Annotated in this window: 22 protein-coding genes and 3 tRNA genes; 18 read left to right on the forward strand and 7 right to left on the reverse strand. The window is 61.4% G+C overall.

Features of this window, described 5'->3' with window-relative positions:
* Positions 1 to 44 precede the first annotated feature (44 nt).
* Together B0G81_RS43765 and B0G81_RS21015 are read left to right on the forward strand one after the other, a co-directional pair.
* Positions 45 to 194, forward strand: coding sequence for a hypothetical protein (locus tag B0G81_RS43765; protein WP_007180815.1), 150 nt, complete (start codon positions 45 to 47; stop codon positions 192 to 194).
* Between the two features lie 269 nt (positions 195 to 463).
* Positions 464 to 1,060, forward strand: coding sequence for a chorismate mutase (locus B0G81_RS21015; protein ID WP_116118073.1), 597 nt, complete (start codon positions 464 to 466; stop codon positions 1,058 to 1,060).
* A gap of 129 nt (positions 1,061 to 1,189) precedes the next feature.
* Here B0G81_RS21015 and B0G81_RS21020 read toward each other — a convergent pair whose 3' ends face one another.
* Positions 1,190 to 2,341, reverse strand: coding sequence for an exonuclease domain-containing protein (locus B0G81_RS21020; RefSeq protein WP_134138214.1), 1,152 nt, complete (start codon positions 2,339 to 2,341; stop codon positions 1,190 to 1,192).
* A gap of 593 nt (positions 2,342 to 2,934) precedes the next feature.
* Between B0G81_RS21020 and B0G81_RS21025 the strand changes: the two genes are divergently transcribed.
* Both B0G81_RS21025 and B0G81_RS21030 read left to right on the forward strand, forming a co-directional pair.
* Positions 2,935 to 3,183: a hypothetical protein gene (locus tag B0G81_RS21025; RefSeq protein WP_116118074.1), complete on the forward strand. Its 249-nt coding sequence runs from the start codon at positions 2,935 to 2,937 to the stop codon at positions 3,181 to 3,183.
* A gap of 528 nt (positions 3,184 to 3,711) precedes the next feature.
* Positions 3,712 to 4,857, forward strand: a complete 1,146-nt coding sequence (locus B0G81_RS21030) for a porin (RefSeq protein ID WP_134138215.1) — start codon at positions 3,712 to 3,714, stop codon at positions 4,855 to 4,857.
* A gap of 114 nt (positions 4,858 to 4,971) precedes the next feature.
* On the opposite strand, the gene greB is transcribed toward B0G81_RS21030, so the two are convergent.
* Positions 4,972 to 5,541 (reverse strand): transcription elongation factor GreB, encoded by a 570-nt coding sequence (gene greB / locus B0G81_RS21035; protein WP_106283328.1) that lies wholly within the window; start codon positions 5,539 to 5,541, stop codon positions 4,972 to 4,974.
* 120 nt (positions 5,542 to 5,661) lie between these two features.
* Here greB and B0G81_RS21040 point away from each other — a divergent pair.
* Together B0G81_RS21040 and B0G81_RS21045 are read left to right on the forward strand one after the other, a co-directional pair.
* Positions 5,662 to 5,738, forward strand: a tRNA-Arg gene (locus tag B0G81_RS21040).
* A gap of 79 nt (positions 5,739 to 5,817) precedes the next feature.
* Positions 5,818 to 5,894, forward strand: a tRNA-Arg gene (locus tag B0G81_RS21045).
* A gap of 112 nt (positions 5,895 to 6,006) precedes the next feature.
* Here the strand turns inward: B0G81_RS21045 and B0G81_RS21050 are convergent.
* The 5 genes from B0G81_RS21050 to B0G81_RS21070 form a co-directional block, all read right to left on the reverse strand.
* Positions 6,007 to 6,495, reverse strand: a complete 489-nt coding sequence (locus B0G81_RS21050) for a phage protein NinX family protein (protein ID WP_134138216.1) — start codon at positions 6,493 to 6,495, stop codon at positions 6,007 to 6,009.
* 107 nt (positions 6,496 to 6,602) lie between these two features.
* Complete coding sequence (locus B0G81_RS21055) at positions 6,603 to 8,960, reverse strand: bifunctional (p)ppGpp synthetase/guanosine-3',5'-bis(diphosphate) 3'-pyrophosphohydrolase (RefSeq protein ID WP_116139488.1); 2,358 nt, start codon at positions 8,958 to 8,960, stop codon at positions 6,603 to 6,605.
* Positions 8,961 to 9,102: 142 nt separating this feature from the next.
* The gene (rpoZ, locus tag B0G81_RS21060; RefSeq protein WP_006025620.1) at positions 9,103 to 9,306 is read right to left on the reverse strand and encodes a DNA-directed RNA polymerase subunit omega; all 204 of its coding nucleotides are present in this window, start codon (positions 9,304 to 9,306) and stop codon (positions 9,103 to 9,105) included.
* Positions 9,307 to 9,366: 60 nt separating this feature from the next.
* Positions 9,367 to 10,047, reverse strand: coding sequence for a guanylate kinase (gene gmk / locus B0G81_RS21065; protein WP_106313868.1), 681 nt, complete (start codon positions 10,045 to 10,047; stop codon positions 9,367 to 9,369).
* A gap of 18 nt (positions 10,048 to 10,065) precedes the next feature.
* Positions 10,066 to 10,989, reverse strand: coding sequence for a YicC/YloC family endoribonuclease (locus B0G81_RS21070; RefSeq protein WP_106283332.1), 924 nt, complete (start codon positions 10,987 to 10,989; stop codon positions 10,066 to 10,068).
* Between the two features lie 210 nt (positions 10,990 to 11,199).
* On the opposite strand from B0G81_RS21070, the gene rph reads away from it, so the two are divergent.
* The 12 genes from rph (at position 11,200) to B0G81_RS21130 (ending at position 20,539) form a co-directional block, all read left to right on the forward strand.
* Positions 11,200 to 11,940, forward strand: a complete 741-nt coding sequence (rph, locus tag B0G81_RS21075; protein WP_134138217.1) for a ribonuclease PH — start codon at positions 11,200 to 11,202, stop codon at positions 11,938 to 11,940.
* Complete coding sequence (rdgB, locus tag B0G81_RS21080) at positions 11,933 to 12,580, forward strand: RdgB/HAM1 family non-canonical purine NTP pyrophosphatase (RefSeq protein ID WP_134138218.1); 648 nt, start codon at positions 11,933 to 11,935, stop codon at positions 12,578 to 12,580. Before rph ends, rdgB begins: the two co-directional genes overlap by 8 nt.
* Positions 12,577 to 13,806: a radical SAM family heme chaperone HemW gene (gene hemW, locus B0G81_RS21085; RefSeq protein WP_134138219.1), complete on the forward strand. Its 1,230-nt coding sequence runs from the start codon at positions 12,577 to 12,579 to the stop codon at positions 13,804 to 13,806. The genes rdgB and hemW overlap by 4 nt, the downstream gene beginning before the upstream one ends.
* Before the next feature lie 55 nt (positions 13,807 to 13,861).
* Positions 13,862 to 13,951: transfer RNA gene (locus B0G81_RS21090), tRNA-Ser, on the forward strand.
* A gap of 208 nt (positions 13,952 to 14,159) precedes the next feature.
* Positions 14,160 to 15,404, forward strand: coding sequence for a site-specific integrase (locus B0G81_RS21095; protein WP_134138220.1), 1,245 nt, complete (start codon positions 14,160 to 14,162; stop codon positions 15,402 to 15,404).
* A gap of 3 nt (positions 15,405 to 15,407) precedes the next feature.
* Positions 15,408 to 16,040, forward strand: coding sequence for a hypothetical protein (locus B0G81_RS21100; RefSeq protein ID WP_134138221.1), 633 nt, complete (start codon positions 15,408 to 15,410; stop codon positions 16,038 to 16,040).
* Between the two features lie 92 nt (positions 16,041 to 16,132).
* A complete protein-coding gene (locus tag B0G81_RS21105) occupies positions 16,133 to 16,345 on the forward strand; it encodes a transcriptional regulator (RefSeq protein ID WP_134138222.1) in 213 nt (70 codons plus the stop codon).
* Positions 16,346 to 16,648, forward strand: coding sequence for a transcriptional coactivator p15/PC4 family protein (locus tag B0G81_RS21110; protein WP_134138223.1), 303 nt, complete (start codon positions 16,346 to 16,348; stop codon positions 16,646 to 16,648).
* A 165-nt stretch (positions 16,649 to 16,813) separates the two neighbouring features.
* Complete coding sequence (locus B0G81_RS21115; protein ID WP_134138224.1) at positions 16,814 to 17,101, forward strand: XRE family transcriptional regulator; 288 nt, start codon at positions 16,814 to 16,816, stop codon at positions 17,099 to 17,101.
* 119 nt (positions 17,102 to 17,220) lie between these two features.
* On the forward strand, positions 17,221 to 17,427 hold the full coding sequence (locus tag B0G81_RS21120) for a hypothetical protein (protein WP_134138225.1): 207 nt from the start codon (positions 17,221 to 17,223) through the stop codon (positions 17,425 to 17,427).
* The gene (locus B0G81_RS21125) at positions 17,424 to 17,756 is read left to right on the forward strand and encodes a hypothetical protein (protein WP_134138226.1); all 333 of its coding nucleotides are present in this window, start codon (positions 17,424 to 17,426) and stop codon (positions 17,754 to 17,756) included. The genes B0G81_RS21120 and B0G81_RS21125 overlap by 4 nt, the downstream gene beginning before the upstream one ends.
* Positions 17,753 to 20,539: a DUF927 domain-containing protein gene (locus B0G81_RS21130; protein ID WP_134138227.1), complete on the forward strand. Its 2,787-nt coding sequence runs from the start codon at positions 17,753 to 17,755 to the stop codon at positions 20,537 to 20,539. The genes B0G81_RS21125 and B0G81_RS21130 overlap by 4 nt, the downstream gene beginning before the upstream one ends.
* Positions 20,540 to 20,846: the final 307 nt, after the last annotated feature.

Here is a 20,846-nt window from a genome sequence, read left to right on the forward strand (position 1 = left end):
AACGGGGACCGAGGCCGATAATCGGTTTGTAAAGGAGAGAGATCATGGATGCCAAACCACCGAAAGTTCCGACCCCGGATAAAGTCTTTTGCCCGGATCCGGAACCGGCTGGCGTTGAGTTTTTGGGTGCTGAACTGCCGGAGCATGTTCGCGCGTTTTTCGACGAGCAACGCAAGTCGTGCGACTCGAAGTAGCTGTGCAGTGGCGCAATGCAGCATGGACGTGCGTGCGGCTGGGGCACAGCGGTTGCATGCACACGTCTAACCGATCGTTTTCTGCTCGATTCGTGACGCGGGGCCAGTCCGTCTGATTCAGGTGACGCCCGGCCGTGCGGCTTGGCGTCGGCATTTGAATGCCGCGACAAATATGCCGGGGTGTCTCGGTCGCGAGCAAGACGCGGGCTCGATGCATCGTCTATTCTTCTGATTTTTCCTCCGTGGCCGCTCGGCTACTGCCATCTTCCATGAATCGTTCTTATCGCTTCGGCGCGTCATGCGCGCTCGCGCTGCTGACCGCTCTCGCATTCGCGCCCGCTCCCGCCATCGCGGATGGGGACGACACCGCGCTCACCAGTCTGATCGCGCTTGCCTCGCAACGCCTCGCACTCGCGGAACCCGTAGCGCGCTGGAAATGGGCCAATCACCAGGACATCACCGACACGCCGCGCGAGAACGCTCTCCTTGCCGATGTCGAGAAGCGCGCTGCCGCGGCGAACGTCGACCCGGCGTTCGCCCGTGCTTTCTTTCAGGATCAGATAGACGCCAGCAAAGACGTCCAAAATGCGCTGTTCGCCACGTGGCGCGGCACTCAGGCGCCGCAAGGACCCGCGCCAGATCTGGCAACCAGTACGAGACCGCAGTTGGACCGGCTGACGCAATCGCTTGTCGCCGGCCTTGCGCGAGTTCAGCCGTTGCGGGCGGCACCGGATTGTCCGTCGCGCGTCGCGCAGTCGCTGGCCAACTGGAAGTCGCTGACGCGCTATGACTCGGCTCATTCGAGCGCGTTGACGCGCGCCCTCGGGCACGTGTGCGAAACCGGTGGCGTGGGCGCAACCGGTTAGGTCGGCTGAGATAAGCGCGCGGTTTGAGGCCGGCTAATGGCCGCGGAGACCGCGCGCGCTCAAATCCACCTTGAATAGCGCGCGATCGGTTGAAAACGAATTCGTTGAACGCCGAACTGGCGAACGTCTTCAGGCGAGACTCGCCACCGCCGCTCCACTCGACACGCTCAACGGCATCACACGCAAACCTCGGGCGAGATGGCTCTGCAAGATGCGATACGTCGACAGTTCGAACCGTCCCGCCGCACTCGACGCATGCAATTCCGCCGCCAGCGCGAGCGACGCCGCGTGGCCGACGTAACACCAACGGTCGACGACATGAAACGCGCGCGCTTGCGACGCCTCCTCGCGCTCTTCGAAGACGATCGGCCCGTCGAACGGCCAGGGCGCGTCAGCGGGATCGCTCTTCGCGATACGCGGCACACGGTTATGGCCGGGACGCAGCGTCGCGATCCACTGCGCCTCCGCGAGCATGGCGCCCAATTCCCCGCCGGTCGCGCGCCACTCGACGCGCCGCACCTGTTGCGCGAGCCGGATATCTTTCGACGAGCGCCGCTCGCCGGTCAAATGTGAGCGCACGCGCTGGCGCACGCGCACGCTTCGCCCGACATACAGCGGCACATCCTCTTCCCCATAGAACGCGTAGACGCCGCAACCGGCCGGCGCGGTATCGAGCAGATCTTCCGTGATGTCGCCTGCAAGCCGGTAGCGCCGCGTGGTGCGCTCGATCTGCGTACGCAATACGTCGAGCGGCACAAGGCCGTGCAGCCGTTGCCAGAACTGCCAGATCAGATCGGCGTCGGCGAGCGCGCGGTGGCGATCGGAAGGCACGAGTGCATGGCGCTCGACCAAGGCGTCGAGACCGTGACGCTTTTCCGCCGGGAACAGCGCTCGCGACAGGCGCACGGTGCACAGCACGTCCGGATCGAACGCCAGGCCCACCCGGCGAAACTCGCCGCGCAGAAATCCGCGATCGAAACTGGCGTTATGCGCGACGAACAGCTTGCCGTTCAGACGCTCGAAGAGTGCCGGCGCGATCGCATCGAAGGTCGGCGCGCCCCGCACCATCGCATTCGTGATGCCGGTGAGTTGCTGGATGAATGAGGGAATCGGCTGCTGAGGGTCGACCAGACTGCTCCAGCGCGACACGCCGGTAGGTCCGATTTCGACGACACCGACCTCGGTGATGCGATGCTCGGCGGTTGAGCCGCCGGTGGTTTCAAGGTCGACGAAGACGATCGGCCCATCCAGGGCCGGTTCCGGCAAAAACTGTTCAGACATGGAAAAGGAGACTTTGGACGCGTGGCTTTGCGGCAAGTATGCACCAGTTGGCGGTCGAGTACCCGGATAGCATCGCGTTACGTCAAGTGACTGCGGCGCAACGGTCCTGTTTCCGCGTAAGCGACAAGTCTCTCGCAGTACCTGAAATCACCATATTTCACGGCCGCCACAGCGGAATGACGGCGAAGCTGATATTTCGTTTCAGGGCAGTTCCCGATTTTGTTAAATCAATCTAGGGAGCCCCCGCATCGCGCCCGATCTGGCGAGTGAAATCAGCTTTGTCGTTATACGGAGGAACGAAGAAATGCCGTCAAGCGAATTCTCGATATGCGTTTATCACGCGGCTCGCTAAGCCCGCGTTTATTGGCTTATATAAATCCCAAGCGCATATATGTACTTCTGTCTAGATAATCAGACCAAGTCAATATTACTCAATCGATTGTGGGGACGCGTTATAACGGGAAAATTTTCGACAGCCTGCCGAAAAATGTAACGAAAGAGTCCCAGTAAGTGTTTGTCCGACTTGCTGCACCGCATGCATAGCCGGATGATCGGATTCAGTAGTTGTAGTAACGCGCATCAGGGAGATTGCCATGCTGTTCAACCAAATCCGCCGCCTCTTTACCTGGCTGACCCACTCACACGACAACACGGCCTCCGAACAATCTGCACCCGCCGCGGACACGCCGTCGATCTTCGAAATCGATCCCATGTGGCACGGCGATCATTGGCAAAACCTGCTGTCCTCCCCCATGGACGCACGCCACTACGTCATGGAAGACTGGAGCGTGTCGATCGCGGACGACTGGAACGAAGTGGACGGCGCGGCGCCCGCCCACTGACCACGTCGTCAATCGGCGCCACGCAGGCAAAAAAAAGCGCGACTGGAAAGTCGCGCCGACAAAGGTTTGGAGATCTTTTTCGTCAACGAAAAAGTCTGCTTCGGAAAGCAGAAACTTCAGTATAGCGGTTCAGTTCCATTTCGATTATTCACATAAATAACAATCATCTGTTGCGGCAATAACAACAATCTCCCTTTACGTTTTATTCCGTTGTTTTTTAGCATCGATTCTTGTCGCGAATCAGCAACGCAACGCCGTCCACGCCAGGCTCACGACTCTTGAAAATCGCTGGAGGCCTTTATTGATAAGGCTTCAGCGGCTTTCGCATATCGTTTCTTAACGCGTAATACTTTATTGCGTAAATCGGAACGTCCATTACGCGGAGTGTCTCTCTACACTCTGCGTAACCGGAAACCAGCGCGATTTTGCTCAACGCGCATCTCACTCGGATTACGCCTCTCGCAGCGCCCGCGTGAAGGTCTCCTTAAGCCTGGGTTCAACGCCCGCTCTCGCTCTCGGAGTTACAAGATGAAAAAGACACTCATGGTCGCCGCCCTCACGGGCGTTTGCGCAACCGCCGCGCATGCACAAAGCAGCGTCACGCTGTACGGTTTGATCGACGCCGGCATCACTTACACGAACAACCAGCACGGTCATAGCAACTGGCAGGAAACTAGCGGCTCGGTGAACGGCAGCCGTTGGGGCCTGCGTGGATCGGAAGATCTGGGCGGCGGTCTCAAGGCGATCTTCACGTTGGAAAACGGCTTCGGTATCAATGACGGCACACTTAAGCAAGGTGGGCGCGAATTCGGCCGTCAAGCATTCGTCGGTTTGACGAGCGACCAGTTCGGCGCCGTCACCCTCGGCCGTCAATACGACAGCATGGTCGACTATGTCGGTCCGCTGGCGCTGACCGGCACCCAATACGGCGGCACGCAGTTCGCGCATCCGTTCGACAACGACAACCTGAACAACTCGTTCCGCATCAACAACTCGGTCAAGTACCAGAGCGCCAATTACGGCGGCTTCAAGTTCGGCGCGTTGTATGGCTTCTCGAACCAGGCCGACGGCTTCGCGAACAACCGCGCTTATAGCGCGGGTGCGTCGTACAGCTGGGGCGGCCTGAACGTCGCCGCCGCGTACCTGCAACTGAACAGCAACGGCGCGACCGGTGCGGCTGCGGCGTTCAATTCGGGTGGCGCAGTTTCGAGCGACAACACGTTCTTCGCAGGCCGCCAGCAAACGTGGGGCGCGGGTGCCAACTACGCGTTCGGCCCGGCAACCGTCGGCCTCGTGTACTCGCAAACCAACCTGTCGAGCCTCGCCGGTATCGGCGCTAGCGCCTCGGGTCAAAGCGGAGGCATCGCCTTCGGCAACGATAGTGCGCATTTCCAGAACTTCGAAGCGAACGCTCGCTATGCGCTGACGCCGGCGGTCAGCATTGCCGGTTCGTACACTTACACCCGCGCAAGCCTCGCTGGGACGCGTCCGCACTGGAATCAATTCAACCTGCAAACCGCGTACGCACTGTCCAAGCGTACTGACGTGTATCTGCAAGGCGAGTATCAGCAAGTCAACGAAAACGCTATCGTGGATGCCGACATCAACGGCCTGGCCGCTTCGAGCAACAATAAGCAAATCGCTGTGACCGCAGGTCTGCGTCACCGCTTCTAAAACCGCGGGTAACAGCCGTGGTCTCGAAGGCGCCGTTCGCGGCGCCTTTTTTTATGCCTCGTCAGCGCCCGAGTTGAACGGTGGGACGAGACAGCACGGTCCGCCAGCGGTGATTCAACCGCCGGTATCTGGCGGCGGATATTTGACGTCGAGGATGTCGATCGGCTGCGGACCGGCCGGGGTGTACAAGGTGACGGTATCGCCGACTTTCGCCTTGAGCAGCGCGCGCGCGATCGGCGAGATCCAGCTCACGTAGCCGATATCCAGATCGACCTCATCAATGCCGACAATCGTCACGATATGCGCCTCGCCGTCCTCCGTCGCATACTCGACAGTCGCGCCGAAGAAAACCTGGTCGACGTTCTCCTGCTTGCTGCTGTCGACGACTTCAGCGAGATCCAGGCGTTTGGTCAGAAAACGGATGCGCCGGTCGATTTCGCGCAACCGGCGTTTGCCGTAGATGTAATCGCCATTCTCGGAGCGATCGCCGTTCGAGGCCGCCCACGACACCAGTTTGACCACTTCCGGCCGATCCTCGTCGATCAGATGCAGCAGTTCATCGCGCATGCGCCGGTAGCCGGCGGGCGTGATGTAGTTTTTCGTGCCGGCGGGAACGTCCGGCGGGGCGACGTCGAGGTCGTCGTCATTCTCTTCGCTCGACTCTTTGACAAAGGCCTTGTTCATGATGATCCGGTAACTGCAGCATGCGACTGCCTATCAAGGTTACACGATCGCGACCATGAGACAAATCGCAGTTACATGCTTCCCTTTTTCAAAACCTTTGCTATAATCTCGTTTCTGCGTGCGGCTGTAGCTCAGTTGGATAGAGTACTTGGCTACGAACCAAGGGGTCGTGGGTTCGAATCCTGCCAGCCGCACCACTTATTCGAGGGCCTTCCTCCGGGAAGGCCCTTACGTTTTACCCAAGTTTCAGCGCAGTAAGCATTACCCGTTTAGCGTGCGGCTGTAGCTCAGTTGGATAGAGTACTTGGCTACGAACCAAGGGGTCGTGGGTTCGAATCCTGCCAGCCGCACCACTTATAGAGGGCCTTCCGATCGGAAGGCCCTTTGTTTTTTTGCCCGTCGAGTTGAGTTTCATTGAGCCTTGCCCCCGCCGGAGGCCTTGGCGGCGGCAACAAAACACGCCCCTTATCTCGGCGGCGACTGAATATCCCCAATCTGCCCGTCCGGACTCGGTAAGTCCACGAACGAACTGCCTGCCGTCTGCTCGCCGATCGGTTGCGCGTGTTCACCGCTCACGACCTGCGCCTCGCGCAACACATCTCCGACCGTATCGCCAAAACGGCTTTCGACGAACGCCCTCAGCAAGGCAACCCGTAACGAGTCACCCCGCCCTTCGACGGTTCGGTGCCCGCCTTCGAATTCCGCGACGCAGTGCGCGGCGCCAAGCGCGGTCCGCTCGCGCACTTCCAGCCGCTGCGCGCGCTCCAGCACCGCCGCTGCCGCCTCCCACGAGGTGGACGGCGTAAAACGGCCGTCCCACGGACGACCGCGGTCATTGCCGCGAATCGAGACGGTTTCGCCGCTATCGGTAAAGTGGATTTCGCGCACGAAGTCGTGCAGGCTGCGGGCGACCCAATAATCGAGCGCCAGGCCGTTGAGGTCAGCTACGTTCACAAGCGTTCTCCCTGAGTTTCAGATGAGACTCGCGCGTAGCCGGTGCGTTCAGATTCGAATGAGGGAGATGGACTCGCCCGGGACCTGCTCCGCGCAACTGCCGGTGATCAGTAATCCGCTCGCTCGCGATCGATTCGCATCCCGCCGTCGTGACGGTGATGGCCCTCCTCGCTAGGCCGTTCACGTGCAATGCGCATGACGTCCGGATTCGTGCGCACCCGGCGCATGACGTTGGCCAGATGGACGCGGTCGCTGACCTGGATCACGAAGCGCAACACCGTGGATTCCTGCGACAGGTCTTCGTCCATTGCAATGTGAACGATGTTGGCATCCGCGGAGGTGATATCCGCCGCCACGCGGGCAAACACGCCCTTGGTATTCTTGACCAGCACCTTCACGGCGACGTCGAACAGACGCCCCGGCTGCGGTGCCCAAGCGACGTCGATCCAGCGGCCCGGATCGCGACGGTGGATGCGTTGCGCGACGCGGCAATCCGTGGTGTGGATCGCCATACCGAGACCGATGCCGATATAGCCCATGATGTCGTCGCCCGGAATCGGACGGCAGCACGCGGACAGTTGCACCGACATGCCCTCGGTCCCGGTGATAACCACCGGCGGCGCATGCGGCATATCGGAGTGGGAGCGTGAGCCGTCGTCGTCGGCGTCGCGGCCGCTCATCAGCACTTCGATACGCTTGGCCATGACCGCCGCGACACGCCGGCCAAGGCCGATGTCCGCGAAAATTTCCTGACGGTTCTTGTTGCCCGTCCACTGCACGAGCTTTTCCCACGCTTCCGGCGTCACGTCGGAGAGCGCCAGCCCGTAGCCCTTCAACGCCTGGTCGACCAGACGCTCGCCGAGTTGAACGGATTCGTTCAGACGCATCGTCTTCAGATAATGGCGGATCGCCGAGCGCGCCTTGCCGGTACGCACGAAACCGAGCCACGCCGGATTCGGTTTCGAATACGGCGCAGTGATGACTTCGACGATGTCGCCGCTCTTCAACTCGGTACGCAACGGCAGCAATTCGTTGTTGATCTTCACCGCGACGCACTGGTTGCCCAGGTCGCTGTGGATCGAATACGCGAAGTCGAGCGCCGTGGCGCCGCGCGGCAGCGCCATGATCTTCGACTTCGGCGTAAACACGTAGACCGCGTCCGGGAACAGGTCGATCTTGACGTGTTCGAGGAATTCGCTCGAATCGCCCGCTTCGCTCTGAATGTCGAGCAGCGATTTCAGCCACTGATGCGCCCGCTTCTGGACGTCGTTCAGGTCCGCGCCGCCGTTCTTGTACAGCCAGTGCGCGGCCACGCCCGCTTCGGCGATCTCGTGCATCTTGCGCGTGCGCACCTGAAACTCGATCGGCGCGCCGAACGGGCCGACCAGCGTGGTGTGCAGCGACTGATAGCCGTTCACCTTCGGGATCGCGATGTAATCCTTGAACTTGCCCGGCACGGGCTTGTACAGCGCATGCAGCGCACCGATGCAGGTGTAGCACTCCAGCGCGCTCTCCACGACCACACGGAAGCCGTACACGTCGAGCACCTGCGAGAACGACAACTGCTTGTCGCGCATCTTCTTGTAGATACTGAAGATGGTTTTCTCGCGGCCGGTGACTTCGGCGTCGAGCTTCGCGTCGGCAATGGCGCGCTGCACCGATTCGAGAATCTTGCCGACCACTTCGCGCCGGTTGCCGCGCGCCGCCTTGACGGCTTTTTCGAGCGTGGCGTAGCGGTGCGGATTGAAGTTCGCGAAGCTCAGGTCCTGCAACTCGCGATATGTATTGTTCAAGCCGAGCCGGTGAGCGATCGGCGCATAGATGTCCAGTGTTTCGCGCGCCACGCGGCGGCGCTTCTCGGGCGGCACCGCGCCCAGCGTGCGCATGTTGTGCAGCCGGTCGGCGAGCTTCACCAGAATCACACGGACGTCGCGCGCCATCGCGAGCAGCATCTTGCGGAAGTTTTCCGCTTGCGCTTCTTCGCGATTACGAAACTCCATCTTGTCCAACTTCGACAGGCCGTCGACCAGTTCCGCGACCTTCGGGCCGAAACGCTCGGCGAGTTCGGCCTTGGTCACGCCCTGGTCTTCCATCACGTCATGCAGCAGCGCCGCCATGAGCGCCTGGGCGTCGAGATTCCAGCCGGCGCAGATTTCCGCGACGGCAACCGGATGCGTGATGTACGGCTCGCCGCTCTGCCGATACTGGCCGAGGTGGGCTTCGTCGCTGAAATGGAAGGCCGACTTGATGTCCTTGATCTCTTCCGGCTGCAGATAGCCGGACAAGGCGGACGTCAGTTTGGCGATTGAGACGACGTCATGCCGGCGCGGTTGCTCCGGCGTGGCGGTCGGCCCGAACAGATGGCGAAACGACTGTTCGAGGACCGCGTCGATGTACTTCCGTGCAGACGAGGGCGAGTCAGCGTCGTGTTCCACTTCCGTGGCGGTGGGCGGGGTAGCACTCAATTTCGCCTCCGTATCGGTTGGGGTTGGACGCCGGTCTGCACGTTGATGCAATTACGTGTGGCAAATAGGTATAGCAGGTGTAGCAAGCGCGTGTGGCAAAAAAGCTTCGACAAACGCGCAATCGAAAACGGAACAGTGCGCCTTAAACAGGCACCTTCTTCAGCATTTCGACGCCGACCTGGCCGGCTGCGATTTCGCGCAGCGCGACGACCGTGGGCTTGTCGCGGCTCTCGATCTTCGGCGTGTGGCCTTGAGCGAGTTGTCGCGCGCGATAGGTTGCGGCAAGCGCGAGTTCGAAACGGTTCGGGATCTGTTTGAGACAGTCTTCGACGGTAATGCGGGCCATGTTGGGTTCCTTCTCAGTATGTTGCTTATTCTACCTTATGTGCTCGATACACCGCCGCGTTCACGCGTGTGGCAAGTGAATGCCGAGCTGCACGAAAAGCTGCGTGTGGCGTGCGTATTGCGAGGCGAAGCGCGAACGCGTCGCGGCCACCAGACATTGCAGTTCGCTGAGCGCGCGCTCGAACTTCTCGTTGATCACCACGTACTCCGCTTCCGCCGCATGCGCCATCTCGCTGCCGGCTGCCAGCAGACGACGCGTGATCACGTTCGGCTCGTCCTGACCGCGCTTTCTCAGCCGCTCTTCCAAGGCTTCGAGCGAAGGCGGCAAGATGAAGATTTCGACTGCGTTGTGAAACTGCTTTTTCACCTGCTGCGCGCCCTGCCAGTCGATTTCGAGCAGCACGTCATGGCCGTTCTTCATCTGATCCTCGATCCACACGCGCGAGGTGCCGTAGTAGTTGCCGTGCACTTCCGCGCTTTCCAGAAACTCACCGGCATCGTGACGCTTCATGAAATCGTCGACGGTAGTGAAGTGATAGTGCTCGCCGTCCTGCTCTTTCGGACGCGGCGGGCGCGTCGTGTACGAGATCGACAGACGGATCGCGTCGTCGCCGGCGAGCAAGGCGTTCACGAGCGTCGACTTGCCGGCGCCCGACGGCGCGACGACCATGAACAGGTTGCCGGGGTAAGCACCGGCGTACGGATTGCGCGGCGTTTCGCGTGTGTGATGGTGGTCGGTCATGGTGGTGGTGCTCCAGCCTTATTCCAGATTCTGTACTTGCTCGCGCATCTGTTCGATGAGCAGCTTCAGGGTCATCGACGAATCCGCCAGTTCCTTCGCGGCCGCCTTCGAACCGAGCGTGTTCGCTTCGCGATTGAGCTCCTGCATCATGAAGTCGAGGCGCTTGCCGACCTTGCCGCCCTTCTGGATCACGTGACGCGTTTCGTTCAGGTGAGCCGTGAGGCGCGACAGTTCTTCGGCGATGTCGATACGGATGCCGTACATCGTCACTTCCTGGCGAATCCGCTCGTTGATCTCTTCACGCGAGACGATCGTCGCGGCGGTATCCGGCGCGGCGATGCCGAGCGCTTCCTGCAAGCGTTCGACAATCTTCTGCTGATGCTTGGCGATCAACTCCGGCACGAGCGGCGTGATCTTCGTGACGATCGCTTCCATTTCGGTGACGTTGGCGAGCAGCATGGTCGCCAGTTGCGCGCCTTCGCGGGCGCGCACGTCGATCAGGTCGGTGATGGCCTGCTTGCCGCAGGCGAGCACGGCGTCGCGCAGCACTTCGGGCGCCACACCGCTTTCGGCCAGAATGCCGGGCCAGCGCAGAATCTCGCCGGTGCGCAGCCGCTCCGCTTCCGGAAACGTCGAGAGCACCGTGCGCTCCAGCACCGCGAGTTGCGTGAGCGCGTCGTGATTGATCGAACCCGCGTTGGCCGACTGTTCGCTGCGTTGCAGGTTGATACGGATATCGACCTTGCCGCGCGACAGCTTGTTCATCAGCATCTCGCGCAGCGTGGGTTCGCACACGCGCACGTCTTCCGGCATGCGGAAGTTCAGATCGAGAAAGCGCGAGTTAACGGTGCGCAGTTCGACCGATACGCTCACGCCGCCTGTGCCCGAGTCCGCGACGAGTTCGCGCGTGGCGCTCGCATAGCCAGTCATGCTGTAGATCATCGTATTTCTCGCGATTGTGGCCATGCGTTCAACGATGGCCGGAGAGTCGAATCGCCCGGCGTGTACGAGACGCGGGGCGGGGAAACGGCATTATCCCATTTTTGGCGATGGGTCCCCTTGGAGAGTCCCGGCACATGCGGGCGGCCGCCCTGCCCGATCGGCTGTAAAATCGCGCTTTCCCTCCCGCTTTTCTTCCTGACCGATCCCAACATGACCAACGACACCCAACGCCCCAGCGGCCGCCTGGCCAATCAGCTGCGCGACGTGCGCATCACGCGCCACTACACGAAGCACGCGGAAGGCTCGGTGCTGGTCGAATTCGGCGATACGAAAGTGATCTGCACGGCGAGCATTGCCGAGAGCGTGCCGTCGTTTCTGCGCGACCGCGGCCAGGGCTGGCTCACCGCCGAATACGGCATGTTGCCGCGCGCGACGCATACGCGCAGCGACCGCGAAGCCGCGCGCGGCAAACAGACCGGCCGCACCCAGGAAATCCAGCGGCTGATCGGCCGCGCGCTGCGCTCGGTGTTCGATCTGGAGAAGCTCGGCGCGCGCACGCTGCATATCGATTGCGACGTGATCCAGGCCGACGGCGGCACGCGCACGGCCAGCATTACCGGCGCGTTCGTGGCAGCGCACGACGCGGTGGCCAGGTTGCTGGCCACGGGCCGCATCGAAAGCTCGCCGATCACGGATTACGTCGCGGCAATTTCGGTGGGCGTGTACGACGGCCTGCCGGTGCTGGACCTCGACTACGACGAAGACTCGCAATGCGACACCGACATGAACGTCGTGATGACGGGCGCGGGCGGCTTCGTCGAAATTCAGGGCACCGCCGAAGGCGTGCCATTTTCGCGCGACGAAATGAATGCGCTGCTGGATCTGGCGAGCGACGGCATCAATACGCTGATCGCGAAGCAGAAGGCGGCGTTGGAGCAAAAGAGTGAGTGAGGTTTTTCAACGCAATGGCGCAGCCGGTTCCGGTGCGCCATTGAAAAAAGTCGTGTTGGCGTCGAACAACGCGGGCAAGCTGCGCGAGTTCGCGGCGTTGTTCGGTGCGGCCGGTATCGAACTGATTCCGCAAGGCGAGTTGAACGTGCCGGAAGCCGAAGAGCCGCATCCGACCTTCGTCGAAAACGCGCTAACGAAGGCGCGCCACGCGTCCAAGCTGACCGGCCTGCCCGCGCTCGCCGACGACTCGGGCCTGTGCGTGCGCGCGTTGCGCGGCGCACCGGGCGTCCATTCGGCGCGCTACGCGCAACTTGCCGGCGGCGAAAAGAGCGACGCGGCGAATAACGCACGCCTCGTCTCGGCGTTGCAAGGCGAAACAGACCGGCGCGCGTATTACTTCTGCGTGCTGGCCCTGGTGCGTCACGCGGACGATCCCGAGCCGCTGATCGCCGAAGGCCGCTGGCATGGCGAAATGCTGGACAAGCCGCGCGGCGCGAATGGATTCGGCTACGATCCGTACTTCTTTTTGCCGTCGCTGAACACGAGCGCCGCCGAACTCGAACCGGCGGTGAAGAACGCCAGCAGCCATCGCGCGATTGCGTTGCGCCAACTGCTCGCGCGTCTGACGGAGGAAGCGTGATTCCGATCAAACCGGCGCCCGCCGATATCGGCAACGGCGTCATCAAGGCCTTCACGTCGCCGGGCAGCATCCGGCTGACGTCGCTGCCGCCGCTGGCGTTGTACGTGCATTTCCCGTGGTGTGTGCGCAAGTGTCCGTATTGCGATTTCAACTCGCACGAATGGAAAGGCGACACGTTCCCGGAGAACGAATATCTCGACGCCTTGCGCGCCGATCTCGAGATGGCGCTGCCGCTGGTCTGGGGGCGGCAAGTGCATACGGTGTTTATCGGCGGCGGCACGCCCAGCCTGCTTTCGGCGGCCGGGCTCGATCGCATGCTGTCGGATGTGCGAGCGCTGCTGCCGCTCGACGCCGACGCGGAAATCACGCTCGAAGCGAATCCCGGCACCTTCGAAGCCGCCAAATTCGCGCAGTTTCGCGCGAGCGGCGTGAATCGGCTCTCGGTGGGCATTCAGAGTTTCAACGAAGCGCATCTGAAGGCGCTAGGCCGCATTCACGACTCGGCGCAGGCGCGCCATGCCGTCGAAGTCGCCGCGACCACCTTCGATAACTTCAATCTCGATCTGATGTTCGCGCTGCCGGGGCAGACGCTCGCCGAATGCCAGGCCGATGTCGAGACGGCGTTGTCGTTCGCGCCGCCGCATTTGTCGCTGTACCACCTGACGCTCGAACCGAACACGTTATTCGCGAAGTTCCCGCCCGCTCTGCCCGACGACGATGCATCGGCCGACATGCAGGACTGGATTCACGAGCGCACCTCCGCTGCGGGCTACGAGCGTTATGAGGTGTCGGCGTATGCGCAGCCGCATCGGCAGAGCAAGCACAATCTGAACTACTGGCGTTTCGGCGACTATCTCGGCATCGGGGCGGGCGCGCATACGAAGCTGTCGTTTCCGAATCGCGTGCTGCGGCAGGCGCGCTATAAGCATCCGACCACCTTCATCGAGCAGGCGAAGGCCGGCACGGCGGTGCAGGAAGAGCACGAGGTCGGGACGCGCGATCTGCCTTTCGAGTTCATGCTGAACGCGCTGCGGCTGGTGGAAGGGTTTCCGGTGCATCGGTTTATCGAGCGCACGGGTATGTCGATGACGTCGATCGAACCGGCCTTGCAGGAAGCCGAACGGCGCAAGCTGATTACGCGCGACCACGAAAAGATTGCGCCGACGCCGCTCGGCCAGGCGTTCCTGAATGATCTGCAGGAGCTGTTTCTGAAAGATCCGCAATGATTGCGGATCGACCGGGCGCCGCAGCGAGGTTTTTTCAGGTTACAATTTAGGGCTTGGAGGTGTGGCCGAGTGGTTTAAGGCACCGGTCTTGAAAACCGGCGAAGGAGCAATCTTTCCGTGAGTTCGAATCTCACCGCCTCCGCCAGATAATCTGTCCCCGTTTGTCCGAATCAGTCCGATTCAATCGCGCAAAGCCTTACCAGCTAAGGCTCTCAGCGCAAAACCCCAAAATGTAGTTGTCCGGTTTCGTTGCAATTAATCGCGTTCAGTCGTAAATTTGATGGTGGACTGGATGGTGGACTAGCGTTGGTGGACCAGATGGTGGGCTGCCGGCGCGTCGACAACGAGCAACGATGCCCAAGAAAGCCAAGGAACTCGGCCCGCTGGCCGTGAAGCGATTAACGACGCCGGGAAAGCATCCCGTGGGCGGCGTGGACGGCCTGTATCTCAAGGTCGCGAGCGAGAGCGCGCGGTCATGGGTCCTGCGCGTCGTCGTGGCCGGAAAGCGGCGCGAGATTGGCTTGGGCGCCTACGCTGAGTCTGGCATGGGCGTCGCGGCGGCGCGATCGAAGGCGCTGGCAGTGCGCGAAGACATCGCCCGCGGCGTTGATCCGGTCATGCAGAAGAAAGAGGCCGCGAGCCGTCTGCGCGCGAGCCAAGCGCTCGAAATGACGTTCGAGCAAGCGGCGAAGCGTTTCATCACGGCCAAAGAGCCGGAATGGCGCAACTCCAAGCATGGCGCCCAGTGGACGTACACACTCGAGGAGTATGCATACCCGCTCATCGGCAAGATGATGGTCCGGCACGTCACGAGAGCGCACGTGACGGAAATCCTTGAGCCAATCTGGACGACGAAGACGGAGACCGCCTCGCGCCTGCGCGGTCGCATCGAGGCGATTCTCGACTGGGCGCGCGTGAAAGGCTTCCGCGATGAAGGCGTGAACCCGGCCGCGTGGCGCGGCAATCTCGACAAGTTGCTGTCCGCTCCGAAGAAAACCAAGCGCGTGCGCAATCACCCCGCCCTGCCGATCGTCCAGATGGGCACGTTCATGGTGACGCTACGCGCGACCGAAGGGGTTAGCGCCCGCTGCCTTGAGTTCTCGATATTGACCGCTGCACGATCCGGTGAGGCGCGGTTTGCCGAGTGGCCGGAAATCGACCTGGAGAAAAAGGTCTGGTCCGTGCCCGCCGAGAAAATGAAGGCGAAGAAAGAGCACCGCGTCCCGCTCTCGCCGGCGGCCGTGCGCCTGCTGGAGTCGATCGAGCGGAAGAAAGACGTTGATCTCATATTCCCGAGCCCTCGATCGGGCCGCGCGCTGTCCGACATGTCACTGCTGGAGTTGATGCGCCGACAGAACCTGGAGGCGACGCCGCACGGTTTCCGTTCGACGTTCAGGGATTGGGCGGGCGAGTACACGAACTATCCGCGCGAGTTGGCCGAAGTGGCGCTAGCGCACATCAAAGGCGATGCGACCGAGGCCGCTTACTGGCGCGGCGACGTGCTGGAGAAGCGCCGGCGGATGATGGTCGACTGGGCCGCATTCATATCTAAGCCGCATGAAAGCGGCGACGTAATTCCGATCAACAAAAAGGCCTGATGCATGAGACCGGGACAAAAGCAAAAGCTGCTTCCATTAGCAATCCGCCTGTACGGCGTGCTTGACGCGGTCTACGACGATCCACCCAGTGGTTTCCCGCTGTTGAGCCCAAAGGAATTTAAGGCCAAATATGTGCTGCCGTGGCGCGACGTCAAATACACCTCTTCCGACGAAGCGCTCGCGCGTCTGGAGAGGATGCTGGCAGAAGCCGACGATGGACAATTACCGGAGGCGCAGCACGACGGCGTGATTGTCGAATCCATTTGCGCCGTTATCGGTATAGCTTTGCATTACCTTCGAAGGGGTGACCGAGAGGAAGCGTGGAGCATGTTCGCACTTGCCCAGCACGGTCTAGGCATGCGGGACAGTGCCGACGTAGCGTCGTCCGGAAGTGCGCTTTCTCTGTTCGGGAGCAAGGGAGGATTCGCTAAAGCAGCCAAAGATCCGAGACAGCGTGAGAAAGCGTTCGTGAAGGATTGCTGGAAGGCGTGGCAGGACGATCCAAGCCGCTATCCATCAAAGGCTGAGTTTGCGCGAGACATGCTCAAGAAATGCGAGCACTTGGTCAGCGCTCAAAAGATCGAGAAGTGGTGCAAGACTTGGGAAGACAACCCACATACCGTGCCGGCAGAGTAGGTACCGTACCGGCATAGGCGTTTCGCGCGCCAATAGCTGTGCATAAAGTTCGTATCGACCCGTCCAATTCCGGACGCTTCCGAGTCGATACGATGAAAAACGCGAATGCCCTCAAGAACTTCGACAGCCTACCGAACGCGGCGGGCGTAGACGTACGCACCGTGGCCGCCCTCTGCGGCTGCAGCACTTCGACGGTATGGGAACGCGCCAAGCGCGGCGACCTGCCTGAGCCCATCAAGATCGGCGGCTCGGCCCGCTGGAATGTCGGTCAGCTTCGCAAGCATCTGATGCCGGAGGCCGCATAAATGACGGACAAAAAAAAGGCCGACCCGAAGGCCAGCCGGAACGACACCAACAATTCTAGCAGCGACGGCGGGCACCTTATCCGTTTTTTAGATGCGGTGAAGAACGCCAGCGAGCGCGTGCGCATCGACGTGAAGACATATCGCGGCAACACGTACATCGACATCCGCGTGTGGTACGTGGACGCCGCCGGCGAGTATCACCCGTCTAGCAAGGGCGTCATGGTTAAGCCGACCCTCGCGCCCGAGCTGCTGCGCGGCATCGCCCTGGCGGCTCAATCCTTCGATCCGAAGGAGGCCGCTTGATGCTGCCGCCTATGTCTCACGCCTGCTCGAATTGTCGCTTGACGCATAGGACCGATGGGCCTATGATCGAAATTAGCGGTTGCGTAAGTGCGCGACCCATCACAGCCGAGAGGATTCTGATCATGAAGCACCCACTCCGTGCGGCGCAAGGCCGCCCTATTTCCAATGCGATATACACCCCCGACTCCCAACGATCTGGAGACCCTGAAGCAGGAATTGAAACTGAGCAGCGCTCAAATGGCCGACCTGTTCGGCGTACAAGGCGGCCGTCAGTGGCGCAAGTACACGGGCGGGGAGAATCCGCGCGAGATAAGCCCGCACCTACTGTTCTTCGCGATGGCGAGACTGGAACTCGACCCTTCGACGCTGGGACGCGTGCTCGATCGGATGCGCTCGGTCGGCGCGACAATAGAACTCGACCAACCGTCGGCGAGGCAGGAAGCGGGCAATTAGAGTCAACCCGGTATTTTGGTTTCACCGAGGGCAATCTCGCCGTGCTCTTCTGTGAGCATTGCGGATCTGATTCCCTGTACTGGGTCTTTTCGCCTGAGGGCATGTGCTACGCGTGGGACATGACGTTCCCCCAAGCGTTCGAACTCTACCAGCAGCGCCGCAGCAGCGAGCGCGAGCGCGGATGGCTCATTGTTGGTGTCGACGTGATCGGCGCGAATGGAGGCGCCGATTGCGCGTATCGCAATCTGATGCGCATGGCTTTGAAGAGCGACGACGCTTCTCTGCGTCTGAGTAGCGCTCAGTACTCCTCACAGGGAGGCGCATGAAGCATCCGAGCGATTTTGGCGTGCCGGTGGGTGACGGCGAGTACGCAAGCCCCGCGAAGTTCCTGCTGATGTCCGGCTTTCTGGTCTACGAGGCAAAGAAAGCCGAAAGCGATGTCCGCCAGGCCGCGCGAAACATCCTCGACGAGGTTTTCCAGTCAGCAAAGGCTGGCGGTTTCATGAAAGGAGATCTGCTCGAAACGCTGATGTCGAGGCGTGAGAAGTCGCCGCGCATCTGGGCGCTTGCCGTTGAGGCAACGGAAGCCATCGGCAATACCGATGCCTTCATTTCCGTCTTGCGTCGCGCTGGCATTCGCACGGAGGGTCAATGAGCGCAGTTTTCGACGACCACCAGCGCTTCAGGGAAGCCCTTTCATTTATCCCGCCAACGATCGAGCGCGAAAAATGGTTTCGCGTGGGAGCGGCGATCAAGCACGAGCTGGGAGACGATGGATTCGAGCTGTTCGACACATGGAGCCGCGGCGATCCGGCGTATATCGAGACGGATGCTCGAGACACCTGGCGATCGATCAAGGCCGGCCGTGGCATTACTGGAGCCACTTTGTTTGCGATGGCCAAGGAATACGGTTTCGATCCTCGCTCACAGACAGCGACGGTCATCGACCCCGCCGAGGTAGAGCGACGTCGCGCTGAACGCGATGCGCGAGCCAAAAGCGAGGAAGAGAAGCGCGTGAAAGAGCGCAAGCGTGCAGCAACGCTCGCGGCCGTCATTGTCGAGAAAGCAAAGCCGGCACGTGATGACCATCCCTACCTGAAGCGCAAAGGGTTGACATCGATCGACATGCTGCACGAGCTCGACGCGCTCAGATTGCGCGCCTCGATCGATACCTTGCGCGAGCTCGATGCCGGCCGACTGAGCGCGCTGATTGGCTACAAGCCGCAGTCCAGCGGAGAGGAGCTCAAGGGGCGAATCCTGATTGTGCCGGTAAATATCGGATCGGCTCTCACGACCGTGGAAATGATCGACGAGAGTGGCCGCAAGTCGGCGCTTGCGGGCGGCGAGAAGGCGGGCGGCAGCTGGGCGGCGTCCGCTCCGGAGACGGCATGCAAATGCCTCCTGGTCGGCGAAGGTATGGCGACGATGCTGTCCGGTCACGTATGTACCGGAAATGCATCGGTTGCGGCACTGTCGGCGGGCAATCTGATGAAAGTGGCGCTGGCGATGCGTGCGGCGCATCCGGACGCCCAGATCACCATCCTGGGCGATCTCGGCAACGGTCAGCAGAAAGCGCTCGATGCCGCCAAAGCCGTCGGCGGCAAGCTCGCTCTGCCCGACTTCGGCGCTGATCGACAGGATCATCAAACGGACTTCAACGACATGCATCTGAAATACGGCGTAGATGCCGTGCGGCAGCGCATCGCCGCGGCGGCCGCGCCGACGGATGACGGCCAGGCTCAGAAAGCAGATCCGCACGTCGCCGACTATTACGCGCCGTCCGGATTCAAGGTGACCGAGCGTGGAGTGTTCTACGAGGAGGACGACGGTACACCGCACTGGATCAGCTCGCCGCTCCATGTGCGCGCGCTTGTTCGCGATCGCGCGTCAGAGAACTGGGGCCGGCTGCTGGAATGGAACGACGCCGACGGTCATCCTCACGTGTGGGCGATGCCGATGGAAATGCTCCGCTCCGACGGCGCGGACATGCGCGGCGAACTCGCGCGCCTCGGGCTCGACATCGCGCCGGGCAATAAAGCCCGGATCAAACTGAGCGAGTACGTGACGACGGCGAAGCCGATAGCGCGGGGGCGATGCGTTACCCGTACCGGGTGGCACGCCGGCGCATTCGTGTTTCCAGACCGGACGATCGGCGAGTCGAAAGAACGCGTCATCTTCCAGGCGGAGGCCGTGATGCGCGCCTACTCTCAGGCAGGCACGCTCGACGACTGGAAACAGAATGTCGCGCGCCTGTGCTCCGGTAACTCAAGGCTGTTGCTGGCCGTGTCGACGGCGTTCGCCGGCATGATGCTTAGTCATTCGGGTCAGGAATCCGGCGGCTTGAACTTCGTCGGCAATTCGTCCACCGGCAAGACAACTGCGCTTCGCGCAGCCTGCAGCGTCTTCGGACCGCCCGAATACATGCAGCGGTGGCGAGCCACATCGAACGGCCTCGAAGGGCTCGCGGCACTGCACAACGATACCCTGCTGGTGCTCGACGAGCTCGCGCAGGTCGATCCGCGTGAGGCTGGCGAGATTGCCTACATGCTCGCAAATGGCAGCGGCAAAGCACGTGCTGGCCGCACCGGCGCGGCGCGCGCTCGGCAGACGTGGCGCCTGCTGTTCCTGTCTGCCGGCGAGATCGGCCTTGCACAGCATATGCAGGCCGGCGGAAAGACTGCGAAAGCCGGCCAGGAGGTCCGACTGGTGGAGATCCCCGCTGATGCCGGCGCGGGTCTCGGGCTTTTCGAAGCGCTTCACGGCATGAATGGTGGCGCTGAGCTCTCGTCGACCATCAACGATGCATGCACGCGCAGTTACGGCACGCCCGCGATCGAGTTTCTGACCGCGATGACCGCGGAGCCCGACATCATCGAGCAATGGCTCAAGACGCAGACCGCCGACTTTCTCGCGGCGAATCTGCCGGCTGATGCGACTGGTCAAGCGCACCGTGTCTGCCAACGCCTTGCCCTGATCGGGCTTGCTGGCGAGTATGCGACCAATTGCGGAATCACCGGCTGGACCGAGGGAGAGGCATTGCAGGCGGCGGCCAAATGCTTTTCGGTGTGGCTGGAAAACCGAGGCGGCGGGGGCAATCAGGAGCGCGGGAACGTGCTGGCAGGCGTGAAAGCATTCTTCGAGTCGCATGAGGAATCCCGCTTCACCGATCTTGCGGCCGTGACGGATCGACCAACAATCAATCGGGCCGGTTACAAGCGCTCCACCGATGGGGCCGTGGAGTATCTCGTATTTCCCGAGGTGTTCAAGCGCGAGGTATGCGCCGGACACGACCCTAAAGCGGCAGCGAAAATGCTGATCGAATCCGGATGGTTGAAGCCAGCATCCAATGGCTGGGCCCAGCGAGCAGAGCGCCTGCCAGGCAAAGGACCGACGAAGGTGTACGTCTTTACCTCGTCCATCTGGGAGGCAGTGCAATGATCTATTCCGTAACACTCCAAAAAACACGGTTACAGCGGTTACGCGGTTACGGACAACGACAGCTCCATGCTGCACAAGGGTTTCAGCGTAACCACAAATCCGTAACCGTGGCTCAGCGTAACCGCAGCATGACAGGTGGCGACCATCTGCGTAACCGCGCTCGCGGTTACACCGCTTGCCGGTTACAGAAGCGCGGTTACGGCCAAACCCTTACCACACAAGGGTTTAGCGGTGGCGTAACCGCAGTAACCGCAGTAACCGCGAAAAAACGCAATGCTGGCGATGCGCGATCAAGGCAGGATGCACG

Source organism: Paraburkholderia sp. BL6665CI2N2 (assembly GCF_004366535.1).
Taxonomy (GTDB): Bacteria; Pseudomonadota; Gammaproteobacteria; order Burkholderiales; family Burkholderiaceae; genus Paraburkholderia.

Excerpts from the sequence above, each read along its gene's own strand:
- B0G81_RS21125 (WP_134138226.1), top strand. The coding sequence starts at position 17,424 with ATGAAGCATCCGAGCGATTTTGGCGTGCCGGTGGGTGACGGCGAGTAC.
- greB (WP_106283328.1), bottom strand. The coding sequence starts at position 5,541 with ATGAACAAGGCCTTTGTCAAAGAGTCGAGCGAAGAGAATGACGACGAC.
- B0G81_RS21070 (WP_106283332.1), bottom strand. The coding sequence starts at position 10,989 with ATGATCTACAGCATGACTGGCTATGCGAGCGCCACGCGCGAACTCGTC.
- B0G81_RS21115 (WP_134138224.1), top strand. The coding sequence starts at position 16,814 with ATGCGATATACACCCCCGACTCCCAACGATCTGGAGACCCTGAAGCAG.
- B0G81_RS43765 (WP_007180815.1), top strand. The coding sequence starts at position 45 with ATGGATGCCAAACCACCGAAAGTTCCGACCCCGGATAAAGTCTTTTGC.
- B0G81_RS21130 (WP_134138227.1), top strand. The coding sequence starts at position 17,753 with ATGAGCGCAGTTTTCGACGACCACCAGCGCTTCAGGGAAGCCCTTTCA.
- B0G81_RS21110 (WP_134138223.1), top strand. The coding sequence starts at position 16,346 with ATGACGGACAAAAAAAAGGCCGACCCGAAGGCCAGCCGGAACGACACC.
- B0G81_RS21120 (WP_134138225.1), top strand. The coding sequence starts at position 17,221 with ATGACGTTCCCCCAAGCGTTCGAACTCTACCAGCAGCGCCGCAGCAGC.
- rpoZ (WP_006025620.1), bottom strand. The coding sequence starts at position 9,306 with ATGGCCCGCATTACCGTCGAAGACTGTCTCAAACAGATCCCGAACCGT.
- gmk (WP_106313868.1), bottom strand. The coding sequence starts at position 10,047 with ATGACCGACCACCATCACACACGCGAAACGCCGCGCAATCCGTACGCC.
- B0G81_RS21100 (WP_134138221.1), top strand. The coding sequence starts at position 15,408 with ATGAGACCGGGACAAAAGCAAAAGCTGCTTCCATTAGCAATCCGCCTG.
- B0G81_RS21025 (WP_116118074.1), top strand. The coding sequence starts at position 2,935 with ATGCTGTTCAACCAAATCCGCCGCCTCTTTACCTGGCTGACCCACTCA.
- B0G81_RS21020 (WP_134138214.1), bottom strand. The coding sequence starts at position 2,341 with ATGTCTGAACAGTTTTTGCCGGAACCGGCCCTGGATGGGCCGATCGTC.
- rph (WP_134138217.1), top strand. The coding sequence starts at position 11,200 with ATGACCAACGACACCCAACGCCCCAGCGGCCGCCTGGCCAATCAGCTG.
- B0G81_RS21105 (WP_134138222.1), top strand. The coding sequence starts at position 16,133 with ATGAAAAACGCGAATGCCCTCAAGAACTTCGACAGCCTACCGAACGCG.
- B0G81_RS21015 (WP_116118073.1), top strand. The coding sequence starts at position 464 with ATGAATCGTTCTTATCGCTTCGGCGCGTCATGCGCGCTCGCGCTGCTG.
- B0G81_RS21030 (WP_134138215.1), top strand. The coding sequence starts at position 3,712 with ATGAAAAAGACACTCATGGTCGCCGCCCTCACGGGCGTTTGCGCAACC.
- B0G81_RS21095 (WP_134138220.1), top strand. The coding sequence starts at position 14,160 with ATGCCCAAGAAAGCCAAGGAACTCGGCCCGCTGGCCGTGAAGCGATTA.